We start from the raw sequence: 18,927 nt of genomic DNA, 5'->3' as shown, positions 1-18,927 counted from the left end.
TCATTCCTCTTTTGTGTATTCTAGTGAAATGACACAGATTTCTAAACACTACCGCGAGTGCTCAGTGGTGGTGTTTGGTGAGCCCAATAGTCAATTCCGTTTAGCAGAGATTAAAGCGCAAGCAGGTTAACTGCCATCCAGCGTTTCTTCTAATAGCGATTCGGTTTGGATCGCTATTTCCTTCATTTTCACCGCATACGCTTCGAGTTTTTTCTCTTCCGTTGTTTTGGCTTTAAATTGTGGGATCTGAATGGGGTAACCGGCCTGATCCATAGCGATAAAGCTGATAATGCAATGGTTGGTTTCCACTAAGCGCTGTGTTTTAGGATCGCCACAGCGAACCTGAATAAATATTTGCATACTGGTGTTGCCGGTGTGGGCAATACGAGCAGACACCTCAACAATTTGCCCCACTAAAATTGGACGGTGGAAGCGCATACCGGCTACTGAAACGGTAACACAGTAGCTACCACTCCAACCGGCAGCACAAGCGTAGCCAGCTTGATCTATCCATTTCATCACCATGCCGCCATGGACTTTGCCACCAAAGTTCACGTCAGTGGGTTCAGCAAGAAATCGAAAAGTGACAGATTGTTGTGACATAGTTGTTGTTCCATATTCTGGCGTCTTAAGCTAACTATAGAAAGGAAAACAGCTTTTGGCTAAATTACGGCGATAAATCATTACCTAACGAGTGATTGTAGGCAACAAAAAAGGGGCCGTAAGCCCCTTGTGCAATTTAGGATAAAACAAATAGCCTACATATTGGGGTAGTTTGGTCCACCAGCCCCTTCAGGCGTCACCCAGGTGATGTTTTGACTGGGATCTTTAATGTCGCACGTCTTACAGTGAATACAGTTTTGCGCGTTGATGACAAACTGTTTGTCACCTTGTTCATCTTCATTCACTTCATACACACCAGCTGGGCAATAGCGCTGCGCAGGCTCATCATACTTGGCTAAATTCACCTTAATTGGTATATCCGCATCTGTGAGCTTTAAGTGGCAAGGCTGCACCTCTTCGTGATTGGTGTTAGATAAAAACACCGACGACAACTTATCAAAGCTGAGCTTGCCATCGGGCTTTGGATAATTGATTTTTTCAGCCTCAGAAGCCGGTTTTAATTGCGTGTGATCTTGGTGTTCATCTTTAATGGTGAAGGGAAGTGCTCCAGAGAAGATGTTTTGATCGATCATGTTGTAGGCGCCACCTAAAATGCGCCCAAATTTGTGCATTGCGGGGCCAAAGTTACGTGACTGATAAAGCTCTTCATACAGCCAACTGGCTTTGAACTTGTCGGCAAAGCTGTGCAATTCTGGCGCTGGGTTCTCTTCAGCTAAGGCTTCAATAATGGCGTCGGCGGCTAGCATACCGGATTTCATCGCAGTGTGATTGCCTTTGATTTTGGCAAAGTTAAGCGTGCCGGCATCACAGCCTATTAATAGGCCGCCTGGAAAGTGCATTTTAGGTAAGCTGTGGAAGCCACCTTTGGCAATGGCTCTGGCGCCATACGCAACACGCTCAGCTCCGTTTAAGACCTCAGCAAACGTAGGGTGGTGCTTCATGCGCTGGAACTCGTCAAACGGACTCAAGTGCGGATTGCTGTAATTTAAGTCAATAATAAGACCCACCACCACTTGATTGTTTTCGGCGTGGTACATAAACGAGCCACCATGGGTGTCGTTATCCAAAGGCCACCCGGTGCCATGAACCACTAAGCCCTCTTGGTGTTTACTGGGGTCCACTTGCCAAATTTCTTTAAAGCCAATGCCATAGTGTTGCGGTGAGGCGTCTTTGTCTAATTCGAACTGACTGATTAACTCTTTACCTAAATGGCCGCGACAGCCCTCTGCAAACACGGTGTATTTGGCGCGCAGCTCCATGCCGGGCATGTAACTGTCTTTGGGTTGGCCATCACGGTCGAGTCCCATGTCACCGGTGATAATCCCTTTGACTTCATCCTCTTCGACTAGCAATGAATGCGCACTAAAGCCTGGGAATATCTCCACGCCTAGTTGTTCCGCTTGCTCAGCAAGCCAGCGACAGACATTGCCCATAGAGACGATGTAATTGCCATCATTTTTAAATGTCTTAGGTACCACAGCATGTGGCAACTTAGTCGCATCATTTTCGTTTTTAAATAAATAGATGTCATCAGCGGCTACCTTAGTGGTAACAGGCGCGCCTTTGTCAGCCCAATCTGGGATTAATTCATCTAAGGCTTTGGTCTCGAAAACAGCGCCAGAGAGAATATGTGCGCCGACCTCAGAGCCTTTCTCGACGACGCAGATCATTAATTCTTGTTGTTGTTCTTGTGCCTGTTGAGCGAGTCGGATAGCGCACGATAAGCCTGCTGGGCCCGCACCAACTATCACAACATCAAACTCCATGGTTTCGCGTTCGACCATTTTTAACCTCACACTATTTGACGGTAGATTAACTAAAGAGAGGCTTTAGTTTGATTTTCGTTAAACTAAGGTTATTTGAGGTTGACGTTTACGTCAACAGGAAGTAGTCTGAATCCAATAAAATAATTTTGTTGACGTAGACGTCAGCCTGAAGAATAACCAGATGATGGAGTAACCATGAAAGTACTTGTGCCAATCAAACGCGTGATTGACTACAACGTCAAGGCAAGAGTCAAACCGGATAACAGTGATGTGGATCTCAGCAATGTCAAAATGGCGATGAACCCATTTTGTGAAATTGCCGTTGAAGAAGCGGTTCGCCTAAAAGAAGCAAACACGGCTACAGAGGTGATTGCCGTTTCAATTGGTGATAAAGCTTGCCAAGAGCAGTTGCGTACCGCATTGGCTTTAGGTGCTGACAAAGCCATTCACATTGAAACCGACGCCAAACTTGAGTCGCTTCATGTTGCTAAGCTGTTGGCGAAACTCGTTGAGCAGGAAAATCCTGAGCTGGTTATTTTAGGCAAGCAGTCTATTGATTCTGACAATAACCAAACTGGGCAAATGTTGGCTGCATTGACCCAGCGCGGGCAGGGTACTTTCGCTTCAAAGGTAAGCATTGAAGGCGATAAGGTACAGGTTACTCGTGAAGTGGATGGCGGCCTACAAACCGTTGCTCTGGCATTACCGGCCGTTATCACGACCGACTTACGTTTAAACGAACCACGTTACGCTTCGTTACCTAACATCATGAAAGCTAAGCGCAAACCACTAGATGTTGTTGCCGCTGACAGCTTAGGTGTGGATTTAACCCCAAGAGTTGAACTGGTCAAAGTAGAAGAGCCAGCGAAGCGCTCTGGTGGTGTAATGGTAGAAAGCATTGACGAATTAGTGACAAAATTAAAAACAGAAGCAAAGGTGATCTCATGAGCGTATTAGTTATTGCTGAGCACGAAAATGGCGTTCTAAAGCCAGAAACCGCGAAGGTAATTACAGCGGCAAGCAAAATTGCAGACGCCATAACCGTACTGGTTGCGGGTGCAAACATTGCCGACGTCGCAACTAGCAGTGCCGAGATTGCCGGAGTAAATAAAGTAATTGCCATCGATGACAGTGCCTTTGAGCATCAACTGGCAGAAAACATGGCGGATCTGGTTGTGGATATGGCTGGCGACTACAGCCACATTCTATTTGCCGCATCGACAACAGGCAAAAACATTGCTCCTCGAGTGGCGGCATTATTAGATAAATCGCAAATTTCAGAAATTGTTGATGTTATTGACGCCGATACCTTTAAGCGCCCCATTTATGCGGGCAACGCCATTGCTACGGTAAAATCTGCTGAGAGCCAAAAGGTGATCACGGTTCGTGCCTCTGCTTTTGATGCTGCAGCGACTCAAGGCGCTTGTGAAGTTGAAAACCGTTCGCAAAGCATGTCGTCGTCGCTAAGCTCATTTGTCAGCGTTGAACAAACCGAATCAGAGCGCCCAGAGCTAACGGCAGCGCCAGTGGTTATTTCTGGTGGCCGCGGGATGCAAAATGGCGATAATTTTGCACTGTTGAATGGTATTGCAGATAAGCTTGGTGCCGCAATTGGCGCGTCACGCGCGGCGGTTGATGCTGGCTTTGTGCCAAATGACATGCAAGTAGGTCAAACGGGTAAGATCGTGGCACCGGATCTGTATATTGCCGTTGGGATCAGTGGCGCTATCCAACACCTAGCTGGGATGAAGGATTCAAAAGTCATTGTTGCAATCAATAAAGACCCAGAAGCGCCTATCTTCCAAGTGGCGGATTATGGCCTAGTGGCTGACTTGTTTGATGCGCTGCCAGAGCTAGAACAAGCCTTATAATTTTCTACTCAATACCGCCATGGTATTGAGTATATGTATTCTGGTTGTTAAAGCCGTTGAGCCTTGTGCCGCGGCTTTTTTCGTTATAGCCTAAGTGATCCAATTAACCACTTTGTGTTTTCTCTAGAGACTTGAAAAAATAAAGTGAGTCGGCCTCAATTACTTTTGATTCTGACAAACAGGTCTGATATCCGCCGTGTCACTAAGTCATGGTCACTTTTTGGTAGGTGATTAAAGTAAATATCAAGATATTCCTGTTGTCGGTATATTGACATCATTGCCTGATTAATTTTGTTGATAATGGCCCGTGACTCACGAGTATCAGTACAGGCTATGTGACCTGCAACAAACTCTGGGTGTTTGGCTATAGCAATAGCACTAACTGTGTTATCTAATTCATTAAAATAATGCTTAAACACCGTTGGATAAGTCAAAATAAAGTCGACGCGTTGGCGGCTAAACATATCAATTAAGGCTCGGTAGGCATCACCACCGGAGCGTCTAACCACATTTTCTACAGCTAACTGAGACAATTGCTCATCAATCACTTTGTCATAAGAGCGACCTTGCTCAACAGCAATAATGGCTTTAGGGTAGCGTGCAAATAACACCGACAAATCTTTAAGTGCTCCTTGCTTTGTCTTCATAGTGGGCAATATTGGCGTGTTATTTTGGTAATAATAAAGTCGATGGCTCGGGTATAGGTGAATTGGGTAGGAATAAAGATTAACTAAGCTGCGTTGCGCGGTTTTAATTCTGTTTAGGGCACACATGGTTTTATCTTGTTTTAATAGAGCGGCAATTCGTGCACTGGGCGCGATTTCTAATTCAAAATTGATATCACTTAACCGGGCGAATAGCAGGCGGTAAGTATCACTGGCTAAGTCATTAGAGCCTGTTTGGTTAAATAAGGTTAGGTCATTCGGATCATCACTGAGCAAAGTGACATTATGGCTGCTGGCAATGGCAGGCAAGATCACGAATAGGTACAGTAAACTTATCTTTTTCATACATCGAACCAAGTAGGGTTATCGTTAACTATAGTCAATCCACAGCGATAATTTAACTGATCCGACATGAATAGATTTGAACAGATAACATTTAAAAAGGCAGGGCTACAACGCCCCTACAAGAATGCAGGGGCATGGAAGTTATACCATTGTGGCTAAAAGGTATTTAGTAGTCGTAGCTAATATGCTGGAAAAAGCGCACATTAACGTCTTGCTTCTCAATATTCACAGGCAGCTCAGAGACAAAGCGCTTAATGACACTTTCAACATGGTTCATAAAGCGGCCATAGCCCATGTCTTTTTTGTCTTTGTCGTTGGCCACCACCACAAAGCGGATCGTGTCGACTAAGTTAGCGTCGTCGAACAGCGAATAAATTTGATTTTCGCCACTGCCAGTATCGAAGCTCAACTTTTGTAACTCGCGATTGGTATCGGTTTTATCGATTTTGGCACTGCGTACAATCGGTAAGCGGCCATCGGCTACCATAGCCACCATATTCAATTGCTTATCTGCACAGGCCGACAAAAAGCTGTCTTCAACTTGGCGATAAAATTGGCTGTAATCCCCCGGTCGCATTTGACTCTGGTAATGGGTTTTCATCGCTCTGGAAACGGGAATATTAAAGGTGACGTAAGTCATTTCATTATAGTGATCTGGCAAACTGCAGTTGCGTGCTTGGTAGCGCGGGTAGAGTGCTCTGAGCTTATAACCATAGGATTCTTTGTCACCTTTGGCTTTAGCAAACAAATCATAGGTTAAATGCTGGTGATCTCGTACTCTAAATTCTGGTTGGTTGTCCTTGAAGCTTTCTTTCATTTCATCGAGTACTTTTTTCACTTTGTTGTGAAAATCGGCCGCATTGGCACGCAGCTCGTCGCCCGTGGCTAAAAATAATAAGCGAATTTTGCGTGCTTGGTAGTCCTCGTTTACATAGGTTTTATGGGCTTCATGAAACTTAGGATTATAGAAAAACATAATCTGTTTTTGCGTTTGCATGGTATACGCTTCATCGTGATATCGCACTACTGGCAGTTTATCGTTAGCAATCACATGGACATTGTGCAATTCGTATTCATCGCACAGTGCAAACAGTTGTCGTGACAAACGCTCATAACACGCAGTGACAGAGTCAAAGCAGCGATAAAACGCATCATCGGGTTTGAACTCAGCCAAAATATAGTGATTGTTACGTGCTTTGGTGGAAATATAGACGCGGTTTAAGTTCATCGAAGCCATGTTGGATCCCTTCCTCGGTAAATTAACAGGTTGAAATCGCAGATTGTGAGTCTCAGTCTTTTATATCACTTCATGGTGAGGTAGTAAGACAAGAGCACTGCAATTTCCTCGTTTATGCCGCCACTATAGGAGGTTGTTATGACGCTAATATTGCGCTAGAACAAAATTTGTCACAAAAATTAATCAAAACTTTAGAGCGATAAATAAATCCGCCGTTGGTGGAGATATTTGCTGTAAGTTCGTGCTCGTTTTTGTAATAATGCCGAGGTTAACTAAGAGCATAATTCAGAGGAAAGATTTCCTATGGCGGAAACTGAGAATCGCCCAACAAACTTTATCCGCAATAAAATCGATGCGGATCTGGCCAGTGGTAAACACGCGTCTACCCATACCCGTTTTCCACCTGAGCCAAATGGTTTTTTACATATTGGCCACGCTAAGTCTATCTGCCTAAATTTTGGTATTGCAGAAGACTACAATGGTAAGTGTAATTTACGTTTTGATGACACCAACCCAGAAAAAGAAGACATCAACTACGTTAAGTCGATTAAAGAAGACGTAAACTGGTTAGGATTCCAGTGGGATGGTGAGATCTGCTATTCATCAAACTACTTTGATAAATTGTACCAATATGCCGTTGAACTCATTGAAAACGGCAAGGCGTATGTCTGTTTCTTGACCCCAGAGCAAGCACGTGAGTATCGCGGCACGTTAACTGAGCCAGGTAAGAACAGCCCGTACCGTGACACTTCACCAGAAGAAAACCTGGCCTTATTTGAAAAAATGCGTAACGGCGAGTTTAAAGAAGGCGAATGTGTGCTCCGTGCTAAGATTGACATGGCAAGCTCATTTATGGTGCTGCGCGACCCAATCATTTATCGCGTTAGATTTGCTCATCACCATCAAACCGGTGATAAGTGGTGCATCTACCCAATGTACGATTTCACCCACTGTATCTCGGATGCCTTGGAAGGGATCACGCATTCACTGTGTACCTTAGAGTTCCAAGACAATCGCCGTTTATATGACTGGGTACTGGACAACATCAGCATTGATTGCCATCCACAGCAGATTGAGTTTTCTCGTTTAAACCTTGAATACACCGTTATGTCAAAGCGTAAGCTCAATGACCTAGTGGTAAATAACTTCGTTGAAGGCTGGGATGACCCGCGTATGCCAACCATTGCAGGTTTACGTCGTCGCGGTTACACGCCAGCGGCCATTCGTGAATTTTGTAAGCGCATTGGTGTAACCAAAATGGACAACATGGTTGAGATGGGCATGTTGGAAGCCTGTATTCGTGATGACCTCAACGAGAATGCTCCCCGTGCCATGGCCGTGTTGGATCCGGTGAAAATTGTCATTGAGAATTTTGCTGAAGGTGAGGTGGAAATGCTCACTGCACCAAATCATCCAACCCTTGACAAAGGCACACGAGAGCTGCCGTTTACGCGTGAAATCTACATTGAAAAAGAAGATTTCCGAGTAGAAGCGAATAAAAAATTCAAACGTCTTGTGCTAGGTAAAGAGGTGCGCCTACGTAATGCTTACGTTATCAAAGCTGAGCGCATTGAAGAAGATGACAACGGTGAAATCACCACCATTTACTGTAGCTATGATCCAGAAACCTTGGGCAAGAACCCAAGCGATGGTCGTAAAGTAAAAGGGGTGATCCATTGGGTGTCGGCCACGCACTGTATTGATGCTCCTGTGCGCCAGTACGACCGTTTGTTTAGCGTGCCAAATCCTGCTGCAGCAGAAGACTTCACGGCGACCTTAAACCCAGAGTCACTGGTTGTTATTGAACACGCTAAGTTAGAGCCAGCCTTGGCGAATGCTGAGCCTGAGCAAGGGTATCAATTCGAGCGTTTAGGTTATTTCTGTCGTGATAATAAAAGCACGGAATTAGTATTTAACCAAACGGTTGGCTTACGTGACTCGTGGGCTAAAATCGAACAAAAAGGGTAATACCAAGAAGGCCGGTTGATACCGGCCTTTTTTGTTGCGGCCAAGATCACACGCATTTGTTATGTCTGAAAAATCCATCCAGCACTTTTACATCAATGAGCAGCAATCTATTTATTTGCTGTCCCATCACGACGCGAAAAAACACCGGCAATGGCTGAACATATGTAAAAAGCAGCTTAGCCTACTGGGTTACCGTGACGTGGAAGTGATAGGCTCCGGGGCTTTTGGTTTCGTTTTTTCAGGCACCAGTGAAACAGGAGCCCATTGGGTCTTCAAATTTTCTCGGATCACCTTAGCCCAAAGTGTGAGAGATAGGTTAGAAGACGAAGCCTATATGCTCTCGCAGATCAATAATGCCATGGTGCCTAAGTTTTATGCCTTTGAAAGGGTAAAAAAACAAGGTATTTTAATGATGGAGCGGGCTCCCGGGGCAGATTTAGAAAAGATCTCCTTGCGTAAAGGCCGTTTCACAGCCCATGAGCTGGTTACTCTTGCACTTAACCTTCGTAACGTGCTGGTAGATTTACGGGAACGTCGGGTGGGCATGTCACCACAACCTATTGTTCACGGTGATATTAAACCCTCAAATATTGTCTGGGATGAAGAGCATAACCGCTTTTCCTTAGTGGATTGGGGAAGCTCTGTGTATGCCCAAATCGATATTCATGGCGAGCCCATAGCCAGTAATATAATGGATTTAATGTCTTCAGACGTCAGTTCCACCAATGCCCGCATGGGGGATGTTTACTTCATTGGCGATGAACAAATGTCTGGCGCGCAATCGTCCCCGCGGTTTGATGAACAAGGCGTGGCCTCCACCATTTATGCTTTGGCCAGCGCCCAGTCTTGTCGCTTTGGGGCTCAAGTACTACCTGCCAGTGCCCTTGGCTTACCAAAAGTGTTTGCTCAGGTGCTTGATGGCATGTTGAGTAAAGACAAAGCGACTCGTGATCAAGCTGGCGATTACTTTATTCGCAATATGCCAGCCATGGCCAAGTTGTTGTTGCCGCCTTTGGACTTAAGTGAAGCAAAATCACGCATTCCTTTTTGGTCAACCACGGCAGCGGTAAAACCCGAAACCGTTGTCTACAGCTCACGTAAACAGTTTCTTCGCCGTGCCGATGAAAACCATAATTTAAGAGACGTCAATGACGCACAACTTGACCGCTATTATAAAGAGTTTTTATTTGATACCGGCGATACCGAAAAAGCGTTTTTAGCTTCTATCAGCCGTTTGGCTCAATTTCCAGTAGTAGGGGGGCTGAGTTTCCATTGGAAAGCAACGCAATTATTTGTTGAATCTAGCTTGATCCTGCACGATGAATCGCTCGACAAAGCATTTAAAGATTCCGTTAATGCCACTGTGATGTTGGCACAGGGGATAAAGCAAAAGGGGCTGTTTAAATGTTGCTTATTTGATGCTCGGCAGTCTATTCAGCTCAATCGCGATGACACCGGGGCGTTTGATTTCGAGCATTTACCGCAACTCGAATACACGGTCAGTGACATTACCAGCAGTGAAATAACTCGCCCGCACTCTTATTTTGAAGACGGTAAAGACCCCGATGAGCAATTACAGTTACCTAAGCAAATCATCCAATGTGTCTTTGAGCTCAATCAGATCCACCATACCGGCTGTATTATTTTCGAATCCTTACAAGACAGGATGAAAATACACTATTACTACCGCTTACTTGATGCCAGTAAAGAGCAACAGTTTCAGCAACTACTGACAACCATTATGCAGTACGCCGTGAGTATTCAAGATTATGGGGTGGCAGGCTTTATGAAGCTGCCGTACAAAAATACCCGAGAATTTTCTTTGTGTGATAAGCATGAAGCGTTTTACTTTCCGAAAAACCCGAAAGAGTATACTGGCAATACATAAACTAAAGCCAGCCTAGGTATTCGGCAAAAAAAAAGCCAGCAAATGCTGGCTTAATGCTTAATAGGGCATGCAATTTTAGTTAATTGCCGTTTTGCTCTGCAAATTTCTTACACGCTTCTTTGTCTTCACACTCACCATACAAGTACAGTGAATGGTTGGTTAGTGTGATGCCGTTTGCGGTGGCTACTTCTTCTTGGCGACGTTCGATAACATCGTCTTCAAACTCAACCACTTTACCGCATTTTAGGCAAACAAGGTGATCATGGTGGGTGCTGCCTGATAATTCAAAAACAGATTTGCCGCCTTCAAAATGGTGGCGAGTGACAATTCCGGCATCGTCGAATTGGTTAAGTACCCGGTAAACGGTAGCTAGACCAATTTCTTCACCTTTATCAAGCAGAATTTTATAAACGTCTTCAGCACTGATATGTTGGTTGTCTGGAGACTGTAAGATCTCTAGAATCTTGATGCGTGGAAGTGTTACTTTTAAACCAGCCTTTTTAAGCTCTAAGTTGTGATCAGTCATTAAATCTGTCTCAATCTGTTAGTTATAATTCGTCTTAGGAATATCACGACGCATGTCCTAAGAATAACTTGCTCGGGCAGCAAGTGCAAAACAATTGCAATTAATCTTCCAGCTCGCTCAGGCACATTTCATCGTATACCTGTGCACACCACTGCTTAACCCGCTGCTCAGTCAGTTCCGGTTGGCGGTCTTCATCAATGCCAAGGCCGACAAAGTTATTGTCATCAACCAACGCTTTTGACGCTTCAAAGTCATAGCCGTCAGTCGACCAATTACCGATGACGATAGCTCCGCGCTCAGTCACAATATCATTGATCATGCCCATGGCATCCAAGAAGTATTCAGCATAATCTTCTTGATCGCCGCAGCCGAAAATGGCTACCAGCTTGCCGTCGAAGTCAATTTCTTCCAGCTCTGGGAAGAAATCGTCCCAATCACACTGTGCTTCGCCATAGTACCAAGTCGGAATACCAAACAGCAGTAAATCGAATTCTGCAATTTCTTCTTTGCTACTTTTTGCGATGTCTTTGACATCTACAAGCTTTTTGCCCAATTCTTTTTGAATCATTTTAGCGACGTGTTCTGTGTTACCAGTGTCACTGCCGAAAAAAATACCTACGCTTGCCATTAATTGCTTACCTTCTATCTATTAACCGCTAACTTTTCTTGTAAAATGGTCTCGATGAGTGCACTACGACTGATGTTTTGTGACTCTGCCATATCACTTAGCGCTTGATACAACTCTGATGAAACCTTAAATTCAACTCTTTTAAGTCCACGGGCGCGATCGCGTTTGATCTGATTGCGCTTATTGACTTTTAACTGCACTTCGCGGGGAAGTGGATTTGTTTTTGGACGCCCTGGTCGCTTTTCGTTTTCGAACAGGTCGATAGTGGTTCTATCTGTTTCAGCCTTGGCCATTATCCTACACCTGCACCTTGCCAGAATACTTGGATTAAGCCTTTGGCAATGAACCCAGAACAACCAAGAAATAGTACGAGCCACACCGTGTAGCGTCCAAACTTTGGTACATCGCCTTTCTTAAGTACGTCCTGAATTGCCATACCGATGAAAAAGAATATACCAGCCAAAGCAAACCACAGCCCCAGCGTTTCAAATTCATTTATAAATTGACTGACCATCTGAGCTCTACTCAATACTTAAACGGCGGCTACTATAACATAACCAGCACGGTTAATTTAAGCGTATCGGGCTAAAATCAACGCCATTTATTGAAGAAAATCAATAATAGAGCGATTGACTGCTTGTGGCTTTTCTGCATGGAGCCAATGACCCACACCCTGGATTATTTTTGCTTTGGCATTAGGGAAAGCCTGAGTAATGGCTTCTCTGTGCTCAGGCAAAATATAATCTGATTCACTGCCTTTAATAAACAAAGTATCGCACAAACAAGAATGCGTTTCATTAATGTTTGCTGTAATAGCATTGTATTTTTCTGCAATCACGTCCAAATTGAAACGAAAACTGAATTCGCCAGCGTCGGATTTGGCCAGGCTTTTCAATAGAAACTGGCGCACACCAAGGGTTTCTATGTGTTTCGCCATTATGGTATCGGCTTCTGCGCGACTGTTTATGCTGGCATTTTGCACTTCTGTTAAGGCTGCAATAATGGCGTCATGACGACTGTGATACGCTACAGGGGCGATATCGAGCACCACCAATTTAGCAACCAAATCAGGGTAGCTTTGTGCCACTTGCATCGCCACTTTGCCGCCCATGGAATGACCCACAAGGTGTGCTTTGGTTATCGCTAAGTGATCAAGCAGGGCTTTAACGTCATTGGCCATATCGGGATAGGACATATCAACATGGTGAAATGAACGACCATGGTTACGTAAGTCAATGTTGATGACATAAAAGTCTGGTGCTAACGCTTTTGCGACCACGTTTAGGTTTTCTAATGAACCAAATAACCCGTGCATCACCACTACGCAAGGGTTGTTTGGATCGCCGCTTTGTTGAAAATTTAACAGCATGTGCCCTCCAAAATTGGCGCTAATTGTGACATTGCTAGGTAAAAATGCAAAGCCGTAGAGTAATAAGTTAATTTTGGATATACTTAGGCTAATTAGATAAGTTGCTCCTAATTAGCACAGATGACAGGAAACGCATGAAAAAAATAGAAATAGATGACGAGCTTTATCAATACATTGCAAGCAACACCCAGAGCATCGGTGAGAGTGCTTCGGAGATATTGCGTCGTTTATTAAAACTGACTCCTGGCGTTAGCAAAGCACCTGAGCCTGTTAAGCCGGACACTGCAGCAAGTACGAGTAGCGAAAATAACACTGCAAAAGAAAAGCCCAAAGCGACTCCTGAGCCAAGCAAACCCGCTGCTAATGTATTTAATATTCTCAACAAAGAAGAATTAGCAATGCAAAAAGGAGTGGTTGGTCGCTTCTTATTTATTTTGGCCGCCTTCCACCGTACGCACAAAGAAGATTTTAGTAATGTTTTAGACATTAAAGGTCGTGACCGCATATACTTTGCAACGAGCAAAGAAGCCTTATTGGAAAGCGGTAGCAGTATGAACCCAAAAAACATCGTCGACAGCGAATACTGGGTGATGACCAACTCCAATACTACGCGCAAAAAAATGATGCTTCATGAGGTAGCTAAGGTGTTAGGTTATACCGATGAAGCGGCTGAAAAAATCCGAGACTACCTATAAGGAAATCTTATGGCAATCCACCCGCAAGCTGGCAAACAGGCAGACCGTGCACTGTTGGTTAATGTACCAAAGTTAGTTTCATCTTATTACCTGAATGAACCCGATCTAGAAGAACACCCAGAGCATTGTGTTGCCTTTGGCACCAGTGGACACCGCGGTTGCTCGTTACATTTTAAGTTTAATGAATCGCACATTTTGGCCATCACTCAAGCCATTTGTGATTACCGCAAAAAAAATGACATTTTTGGTCCGCTTTTTTTAGGCAAAGACACCCATGCTCTGTCGGAAGCCGCATTCAATTCAGCCATTGAAGTATTGGTTGCTAATGAAGTGCAAGTCATAACTCAGGAAAACGATGATTACACGCCAACGCCGGTGATAAGCCATGCGATTGTCAATCATAACCGCCAGCACCCTAATGAGCTCGCCGATGGTATTGTGGTGACACCGTCACATAACCCGCCAGAAGATGGCGGCTTTAAATACAATCCGCCCAATGGAGGACCTGCCGACGGCGAGGTGACTAAGTGGATTGAGGACCGCGCCAATCAATTACTGATTGAAGACTTGGTTGCGGTAGAGTTATTTCCCTACGCCAAGGCGAAACGCTCTGGCTTTATTAAATACCAAGACCTTATTACGCCTTACGTCAAAGAGCTTGACAGCATTGTCGATATGGCTGCCATCGCGCGCGCAGGGGTTAAAATAGGGGTTGACCCATTGGGTGGTTCGGGGATTAATTTCTGGCCGGTGATTGCCAAACACTACGACCTTAACTTGGAAGTAGTGAACGATGTTGTCGATCCTAGCTTTGCCTTTATGCCACTGGATAAAGACGGCAAGATCCGCATGGATTGTTCCTCTGAATATGCCATGGCCAATTTACTGGCGTTAAAACAAGATTATGATATTGCCATTGGTAACGACCCTGACTTTGACCGCCATGGAATTGTCACCGCTGATGGTTTGATGAATCCCAATCACTTTTTAGCGGTGGCGATTGATTATTTAATTAAGCATCGCGATTGGCCGGCACAGGTCAAAATTGGTAAAACGCTGGTTTCTAGCGCCATTATCGATAAAATCGTGGCGGCTAATGAGCGTGAACTTTACGAAGTGCCGGTGGGCTTTAAATGGTTTGTTGATGGCCTTAGTCGTGGCGAACTTGCCTTTGGTGGAGAGGAAAGTGCTGGCGCGGCTTTCCTTCGTAAAGATGGCAGTACCTGGTGCACTGACAAAGACGGCTTTATTTTGGGGCTGTTAGCGGCAGAGATTTTGGCAGTTACAGGTCAAACACCGTCTCAATATTACCACGCACTGACACAGTCGCACGGCACTGCTGTGTACAAACGCATTGATGCTCCGGCAACCCCAGAGCAAAAGGCCAAATTAAAACAGCTAAGCGCAGACAACATTAGTGCAACGGAATTAGCTGGTGATAAGGTTGTTGACATTTTAACCCATGCTCCTGGTAATGGCGCTGCGATTGGGGGGCTGAAAGTGGTCACCAGCAATGGCTGGTTTGCTGCCCGTCCCTCTGGCACAGAAGACGTATATAAGATTTACCTTGAGTCATTCAAAGGCGAAGGCCATTTAGCTGAGTTAGAACAAGCCGCTAAATCGCTAGTCGACACTGTAATCCAGTAGAAATCGTAAAAGCCATACACCTTGTATGGCTTTTTTGTAGCAAAGTTAATATTAACTCGTGATCGAGCTTGCGTTATTGACTCACTTTGTTGGTGTTACGTTTAAAACTGCGTCGGTATTTAGCCATGAAACCAACGCAACACATCCTAACTGAGGCGGCAAGAAAGCGATTAACTAACCACAAGCAATTGTAATTGGAATTATGACGTACTTACAAAATTTAAAACAAACCGGTGATTTTCTTAGCATAACCAGAAGTAACGAGTTTTCATTGCCTGCAGCTAGCTTTACCCTTGAAAACGGTACCCATGTTGAGGTTCTGGATACTGGCGTTATCCAGTTTACTCCCGTTGATAAGGGCACAAAAGATATTGTGCTTTCTAGCGCAATTCACGGCAACGAAACAGCACCTATCGAGATTTGTGACGAGTTAATTCAGCAGATCATCGCTGGCGAACTAAAGCTTACACAGCGCGTGTTATTTATTTTTGGCAACCCGAAATCAATTAACATCGGTAAGCGTTTTGTCGATGAAAATCTTAATCGTTTGTTCAACGGCGCGCACCAAAATAAATCAGACAACCCAGAACAAGTTCGAGCGCAAAAACTAGAGCAGTACGTCAGTGACTTTTTCAACGCAGAGGAAGAAGGACGTTACCGCTGTCATTACGACCTACATACGGCGATACGCGGCTCTAAAAATGAAAAGTTCGCGGTGTATCCTTATTTGCATGGTAAACCGTGGAAGAAATCTCAATTACAGTTTTTACTCTCGTGTGGGGTCAATACCGTGTTAATGATGAGCAGTGCGGCCACCACTTTTAGTTACTATTCATCGCGACAATTCGGTGCCGATGCCTTTACCATTGAGCTGGGTCAGGTTAAGCCATTTGGTGAAAATGACATGGCCAAGTTTGCTAAAACCAAGGCCACGCTGAAAGCATTAATTAGCCAGGAATCGGTAGAATATAAGGAATATAATGCAGAGGACTTCGAAATCTTCACCGTACACCGCACCATAAACCGTACCAACACGGATTTCTCGTTTTCTTTCCCTGACTCCGCAGTAAACTTTACCGGATTTAAGCAAGGCGAGTTACTCGCAAGAGACGGAGACAAAGAATATTTTGCGGAAGTGGATGGCGAGGCGATTATTTTCCCCAATGCCAATGTGGCTTTGGGCCAGCGCGCATTGTTAACCGTTCTTCCGTTAGAGTCTCAAGAAAACTTTATTTAAAACAATGGTGTAACTTAAGTCCACCATTCGTATCAAAAACTTTCCAAATTCGTTAGTGCATTTTAACGGTTATTCATCTAGGATTAGTTGAATAACCGTTTACGTTAACGTAAAGTTGAAACGCTTTAATTTAATTTACTTACTAAATTCGCAAATATTATCCTGGTAGCCATTAACGCGCGCCAACACAATTAAAACCGCGAATAAAAGCAGGACAGCTTCCAGCTTTGGTAAGTTTGTTATGACAACAAGAGAAGGTAGGTTATGACTAACCCCAATAATATATCGCTAAATATCAGCCATGCGCTGGAATTTATTGATGGTCATGCACTCAATATCCCTACGTTAAAGATTTTAAGTGACCAAGGCGAAGTGCTTGATGGTGCAACGGCACCTGAAATAGATAAAGAAACGGCGCTAAGAATTTACGCCACCATGCGTTTTATCCGATTGTTAGATGAACGTATGCAAGGCGCTCAGCGTCAAGGGCGGATCAGCTTCTATATGCAATGCCTTGGCGAAGAAGCTGCGGTAACGGCAAGTACGGCAGCGTTAAAAGAAGATGACATGATAATGGCACAGTACCGCGAACAAGCGGCGATCCATTATCGTGGCTTTTCATTAGAGCAGTTTATGAATCAACTGTTCTCTAATGAGAAAGATTTAGGTAAAGGCCGCCAAATGCCGGTGCATTATGGTTCTAAAGACCTGCACTACCTTACTATTTCATCGCCATTGGGTACTCAGATCCCACAAGCGACAGGCTATGCTTATGGCCAAAAACTGAAGCACGTTGATAAAGAGTCGGGTGAGCTTAACTCTGAAATTGATAACGTCACCATTTGCTACTTTGGTGAAGGCGCAGCATCGGAAGGGGACTTTCATGCCGGTCTAAACATGGCCGCGGTTCACGGTGCACCAGTGATTTTTTACGCTCGTAACAATGGTTATGCGATTTCGACGCCTGCTGATGAACAATTTAAAGGCGATGGCATCGCCGCTCGCGGTGTTGGCTATGGCATTAAAACCATTCGTGTTGATGGCGCTGACGCCCTAGCGGTGTATGCAGCGACTCAAGCTGCACGAAAAATTGCGGTTGAAAATGGCGAGCCGGTGATGATTGAATCCATCGCTTACCGTTTAGGGGCGCACTCAACATCAGACGACCCATCGGGCTACCGTACTAAAGATGAAGAGGCGGAATTTAAATCAAATTGTCCTGTTAATCGCTTTAAACTTTGGCTACTAAACCAAGGTTGGCTTGATGAAAAAGAAGACGAAGCGGAAAAAGAGAAGATCCGTGAAGACATTCTTGCAGCACTGAAAGTAGCTGAAAAAGTGCAAAAGCCGGCATTAGAAGATTTAGTATCGGATGTGTATGACGAGCCTATCCCTGCGTTGCAAAAGCAATACGAAGAACTCAAATCACATATCAAAGCATACCCAGATGCTTATCCAGTGACGGCAGGGAGAATTAAATAATGGCTAAAATGAACATGTTACACGCCATTAATTCGGCGTTAGATATCACCATGGCAGAGCATCCGCAAGCGTGTATCTTTGGTGAAGATGTGGGCTACTTTGGTGGCGTATTCCGTGCCACTTCTGGTCTACAAGAAAAATACGGTAAACACAGAGTTTTTAATACGCCATTGACTGAGCAAGGCATTTTGGGTTTTGCTAACGGTCTTGCGGCGTTTGGTGCGCCAGCGCTGGCAGAAATTCAGTTTGCTGATTACATTTTCCCAGCCTTTGACCAAATTGTGAATGAATCGGCTAAATTCCGTTACCGTTCTGGTAATGAGTTTAATGTTGGTAATTTGACTATTCGTGCACCATACGGTGGTGGTATTGCCGGTGGTTTATATCACTCGCAGTCACCAGAAGCTTACTTTGCTCACACCCCTGGTCTGAAAATAGTGGTGCCGCGTAACCCTTATCAAGCAAAAGGCTTATTACGTGCCTGCATCAAAGACGATAACCCAGTGTTATTCTTCGAGCCGAAGCGTTTATACCGTGCCTCAGTAGGGGAAGTGCCAGAAGAAGATTACAGCATTGAAATAGGCAAAGCCGAGGTCATCTCAGAAGGTAAAGACATTACTTTGCTGGCCTGGGGCGCACAAATGGAGATCATCGAGCAGGCAGCGAAAAAAGCCGAAGAAGCTGGCATTAGCTGTGAAGTGATTGACTTGCGTAGTATCTTGCCATGGGATGTTGACACGGTTGCACAATCGGTGATTAAAACCGGTCGTCTGGTGGTCAGCCATGAAGCGCCAATCACCAATGGCTTTGGTGCTGAGATTGCTGCCACCATCCAAAAAGAGTGTTTCTTACATTTAGAATCACCAATTGAGCGAGTATGTGGTTTGGATACCCCTTACCCATTGGCACTGGAAAAAGAATACGTTCCAGATGCCCATAAAGTATTTGCAGCAATCAAACGTTCAATGGAGTTTTAAGG

At 44.6% G+C, this 18,927-nt stretch carries 18 protein-coding genes; 9 read left to right on the top strand and 9 right to left on the bottom strand.

Translation table 11 applies throughout. The annotated features are described in order from the left end of the window. Positions 1-126 precede the first annotated feature (126 nt). Both ACNKW2_RS12945 and ACNKW2_RS12940 read right to left on the bottom strand, forming a co-directional pair. Positions 127-603, bottom strand: coding sequence for an acyl-CoA thioesterase (locus tag ACNKW2_RS12945; protein WP_419148951.1), 477 nt, complete (start codon positions 601-603; stop codon positions 127-129). Positions 604-758: 155 nt separating this feature from the next. Further along, entirely contained in the window at positions 759-2,408 is a 1,650-nt protein-coding gene (locus tag ACNKW2_RS12940; protein ID WP_419148950.1) for an electron transfer flavoprotein-ubiquinone oxidoreductase, read from the bottom strand. A 177-nt stretch (positions 2,409-2,585) separates the two neighbouring features. On the opposite strand from ACNKW2_RS12940, the gene ACNKW2_RS12935 reads away from it, so the two are divergent. Together ACNKW2_RS12935 and ACNKW2_RS12930 are read left to right on the top strand one after the other, a co-directional pair. Next, the gene (locus tag ACNKW2_RS12935; RefSeq protein ID WP_419148949.1) at positions 2,586-3,338 is read left to right on the top strand and encodes an electron transfer flavoprotein subunit beta/FixA family protein; all 753 of its coding nucleotides are present in this window, start codon (positions 2,586-2,588) and stop codon (positions 3,336-3,338) included. Continuing rightward, on the top strand, positions 3,335-4,261 hold the full coding sequence (locus ACNKW2_RS12930) for an electron transfer flavoprotein subunit alpha/FixB family protein (RefSeq protein ID WP_419148948.1): 927 nt from the start codon (positions 3,335-3,337) through the stop codon (positions 4,259-4,261). The genes ACNKW2_RS12935 and ACNKW2_RS12930 overlap by 4 nt, the downstream gene beginning before the upstream one ends. Positions 4,262-4,416: 155 nt before the next feature. Here ACNKW2_RS12930 and ACNKW2_RS12925 read toward each other — a convergent pair whose 3' ends face one another. Together ACNKW2_RS12925 and ACNKW2_RS12920 are read right to left on the bottom strand one after the other, a co-directional pair. After that, complete coding sequence (locus tag ACNKW2_RS12925; protein ID WP_419148947.1) at positions 4,417-5,271, bottom strand: hypothetical protein; 855 nt, start codon at positions 5,269-5,271, stop codon at positions 4,417-4,419. A gap of 166 nt (positions 5,272-5,437) precedes the next feature. Continuing rightward, on the bottom strand, positions 5,438-6,508 hold the full coding sequence (locus tag ACNKW2_RS12920) for a DUF3083 family protein (RefSeq protein ID WP_419148946.1): 1,071 nt from the start codon (positions 6,506-6,508) through the stop codon (positions 5,438-5,440). A gap of 303 nt (positions 6,509-6,811) precedes the next feature. Between ACNKW2_RS12920 and glnS the strand changes: the two genes are divergently transcribed. Both glnS and ACNKW2_RS12910 read left to right on the top strand, forming a co-directional pair. Next, complete coding sequence (gene glnS, locus ACNKW2_RS12915) at positions 6,812-8,476, top strand: glutamine--tRNA ligase (RefSeq protein ID WP_419148945.1); 1,665 nt, start codon at positions 6,812-6,814, stop codon at positions 8,474-8,476. Positions 8,477-8,537: 61 nt separating this feature from the next. Next, complete coding sequence (locus ACNKW2_RS12910; protein WP_419148944.1) at positions 8,538-10,364, top strand: protein kinase domain-containing protein; 1,827 nt, start codon at positions 8,538-8,540, stop codon at positions 10,362-10,364. 79 nt (positions 10,365-10,443) lie between these two features. Here ACNKW2_RS12910 and fur read toward each other — a convergent pair whose 3' ends face one another. The 5 genes from fur to ACNKW2_RS12885 all read right to left on the bottom strand — a co-directional run bounded on the left by fur (position 10,444) and on the right by ACNKW2_RS12885 (position 12,887). Continuing rightward, a complete protein-coding gene (gene fur, locus ACNKW2_RS12905) occupies positions 10,444-10,890 on the bottom strand; it encodes a ferric iron uptake transcriptional regulator (protein WP_336566261.1) in 447 nt (148 codons plus the stop codon). A 100-nt stretch (positions 10,891-10,990) separates the two neighbouring features. Further along, entirely contained in the window at positions 10,991-11,518 is a 528-nt protein-coding gene (fldA, locus tag ACNKW2_RS12900; RefSeq protein ID WP_336566262.1) for a flavodoxin FldA, read from the bottom strand. Between the two features lie 14 nt (positions 11,519-11,532). Next, positions 11,533-11,811 carry a LexA regulated protein gene (gene ybfE, locus ACNKW2_RS12895; protein WP_010372698.1) on the bottom strand — a complete coding sequence of 93 codons (279 nt, stop codon included), beginning with the start codon at positions 11,809-11,811 and terminating at the stop codon, positions 11,533-11,535. Next, on the bottom strand, positions 11,811-12,032 hold the full coding sequence (locus ACNKW2_RS12890; protein ID WP_336566274.1) for a DUF2788 domain-containing protein: 222 nt from the start codon (positions 12,030-12,032) through the stop codon (positions 11,811-11,813). Before ACNKW2_RS12890 ends, ybfE begins: the two co-directional genes overlap by 1 nt. An 87-nt stretch (positions 12,033-12,119) precedes the next feature. Continuing rightward, the gene (locus tag ACNKW2_RS12885; RefSeq protein ID WP_419148943.1) at positions 12,120-12,887 is read right to left on the bottom strand and encodes an alpha/beta fold hydrolase; all 768 of its coding nucleotides are present in this window, start codon (positions 12,885-12,887) and stop codon (positions 12,120-12,122) included. Between the two features lie 134 nt (positions 12,888-13,021). Between ACNKW2_RS12885 and seqA the strand changes: the two genes are divergently transcribed. The 5 genes from seqA (at position 13,022) to ACNKW2_RS12860 (ending at position 18,925) form a co-directional block, all read left to right on the top strand. Further along, positions 13,022-13,582: a replication initiation negative regulator SeqA gene (gene seqA / locus ACNKW2_RS12880; protein WP_336566277.1), complete on the top strand. Its 561-nt coding sequence runs from the start codon at positions 13,022-13,024 to the stop codon at positions 13,580-13,582. Positions 13,583-13,591: 9 nt separating this feature from the next. After that, a complete protein-coding gene (gene pgm / locus ACNKW2_RS12875; protein ID WP_419148942.1) occupies positions 13,592-15,229 on the top strand; it encodes a phosphoglucomutase (alpha-D-glucose-1,6-bisphosphate-dependent) in 1,638 nt (545 codons plus the stop codon). Positions 15,230-15,431: 202 nt separating this feature from the next. Beyond that, a complete protein-coding gene (gene astE / locus ACNKW2_RS12870; RefSeq protein ID WP_419148941.1) occupies positions 15,432-16,466 on the top strand; it encodes a succinylglutamate desuccinylase in 1,035 nt (344 codons plus the stop codon). 264 nt (positions 16,467-16,730) lie between these two features. After that, on the top strand, positions 16,731-17,948 hold the full coding sequence (locus ACNKW2_RS12865) for a thiamine pyrophosphate-dependent dehydrogenase E1 component subunit alpha (RefSeq protein ID WP_336566281.1): 1,218 nt from the start codon (positions 16,731-16,733) through the stop codon (positions 17,946-17,948). Further along, the gene (locus tag ACNKW2_RS12860) at positions 17,948-18,925 is read left to right on the top strand and encodes an alpha-ketoacid dehydrogenase subunit beta (protein WP_336566282.1); all 978 of its coding nucleotides are present in this window, start codon (positions 17,948-17,950) and stop codon (positions 18,923-18,925) included. The genes ACNKW2_RS12865 and ACNKW2_RS12860 overlap by 1 nt, the downstream gene beginning before the upstream one ends. The last annotated feature ends 2 nt before the right edge of the window (positions 18,926-18,927 follow it).

This window comes from Pseudoalteromonas 'SMAR' (genome assembly GCF_048515945.1).
Taxonomy (GTDB): Bacteria; Pseudomonadota; Gammaproteobacteria; order Enterobacterales; family Alteromonadaceae; genus Pseudoalteromonas.
The sequence above is the reverse complement of the archived record's forward strand: the minus strand, read 5'-3'. Positions and strand labels throughout refer to the sequence as shown.

Excerpts from the sequence above, each read along its gene's own strand:
- ACNKW2_RS12945 (WP_419148951.1), bottom strand. The coding sequence starts at position 603 with ATGTCACAACAATCTGTCACTTTTCGATTTCTTGCTGAACCCACTGAC.
- ACNKW2_RS12940 (WP_419148950.1), bottom strand. The coding sequence starts at position 2,408 with ATGGTCGAACGCGAAACCATGGAGTTTGATGTTGTGATAGTTGGTGCG.
- ACNKW2_RS12935 (WP_419148949.1), top strand. The coding sequence starts at position 2,586 with ATGAAAGTACTTGTGCCAATCAAACGCGTGATTGACTACAACGTCAAG.
- ACNKW2_RS12930 (WP_419148948.1), top strand. The coding sequence starts at position 3,335 with ATGAGCGTATTAGTTATTGCTGAGCACGAAAATGGCGTTCTAAAGCCA.
- ACNKW2_RS12925 (WP_419148947.1), bottom strand. The coding sequence starts at position 5,271 with ATGAAAAAGATAAGTTTACTGTACCTATTCGTGATCTTGCCTGCCATT.
- ACNKW2_RS12920 (WP_419148946.1), bottom strand. The coding sequence starts at position 6,508 with ATGGCTTCGATGAACTTAAACCGCGTCTATATTTCCACCAAAGCACGT.
- glnS (WP_419148945.1), top strand. The coding sequence starts at position 6,812 with ATGGCGGAAACTGAGAATCGCCCAACAAACTTTATCCGCAATAAAATC.
- ACNKW2_RS12910 (WP_419148944.1), top strand. The coding sequence starts at position 8,538 with ATGTCTGAAAAATCCATCCAGCACTTTTACATCAATGAGCAGCAATCT.
- fur (WP_336566261.1), bottom strand. The coding sequence starts at position 10,890 with ATGACTGATCACAACTTAGAGCTTAAAAAGGCTGGTTTAAAAGTAACA.
- fldA (WP_336566262.1), bottom strand. The coding sequence starts at position 11,518 with ATGGCAAGCGTAGGTATTTTTTTCGGCAGTGACACTGGTAACACAGAA.
- ybfE (WP_010372698.1), bottom strand. The coding sequence starts at position 11,811 with ATGGCCAAGGCTGAAACAGATAGAACCACTATCGACCTGTTCGAAAAC.
- ACNKW2_RS12890 (WP_336566274.1), bottom strand. The coding sequence starts at position 12,032 with ATGGTCAGTCAATTTATAAATGAATTTGAAACGCTGGGGCTGTGGTTT.
- ACNKW2_RS12885 (WP_419148943.1), bottom strand. The coding sequence starts at position 12,887 with ATGCTGTTAAATTTTCAACAAAGCGGCGATCCAAACAACCCTTGCGTA.
- seqA (WP_336566277.1), top strand. The coding sequence starts at position 13,022 with ATGAAAAAAATAGAAATAGATGACGAGCTTTATCAATACATTGCAAGC.
- pgm (WP_419148942.1), top strand. The coding sequence starts at position 13,592 with ATGGCAATCCACCCGCAAGCTGGCAAACAGGCAGACCGTGCACTGTTG.
- astE (WP_419148941.1), top strand. The coding sequence starts at position 15,432 with ATGACGTACTTACAAAATTTAAAACAAACCGGTGATTTTCTTAGCATA.
- ACNKW2_RS12865 (WP_336566281.1), top strand. The coding sequence starts at position 16,731 with ATGACTAACCCCAATAATATATCGCTAAATATCAGCCATGCGCTGGAA.
- ACNKW2_RS12860 (WP_336566282.1), top strand. The coding sequence starts at position 17,948 with ATGGCTAAAATGAACATGTTACACGCCATTAATTCGGCGTTAGATATC.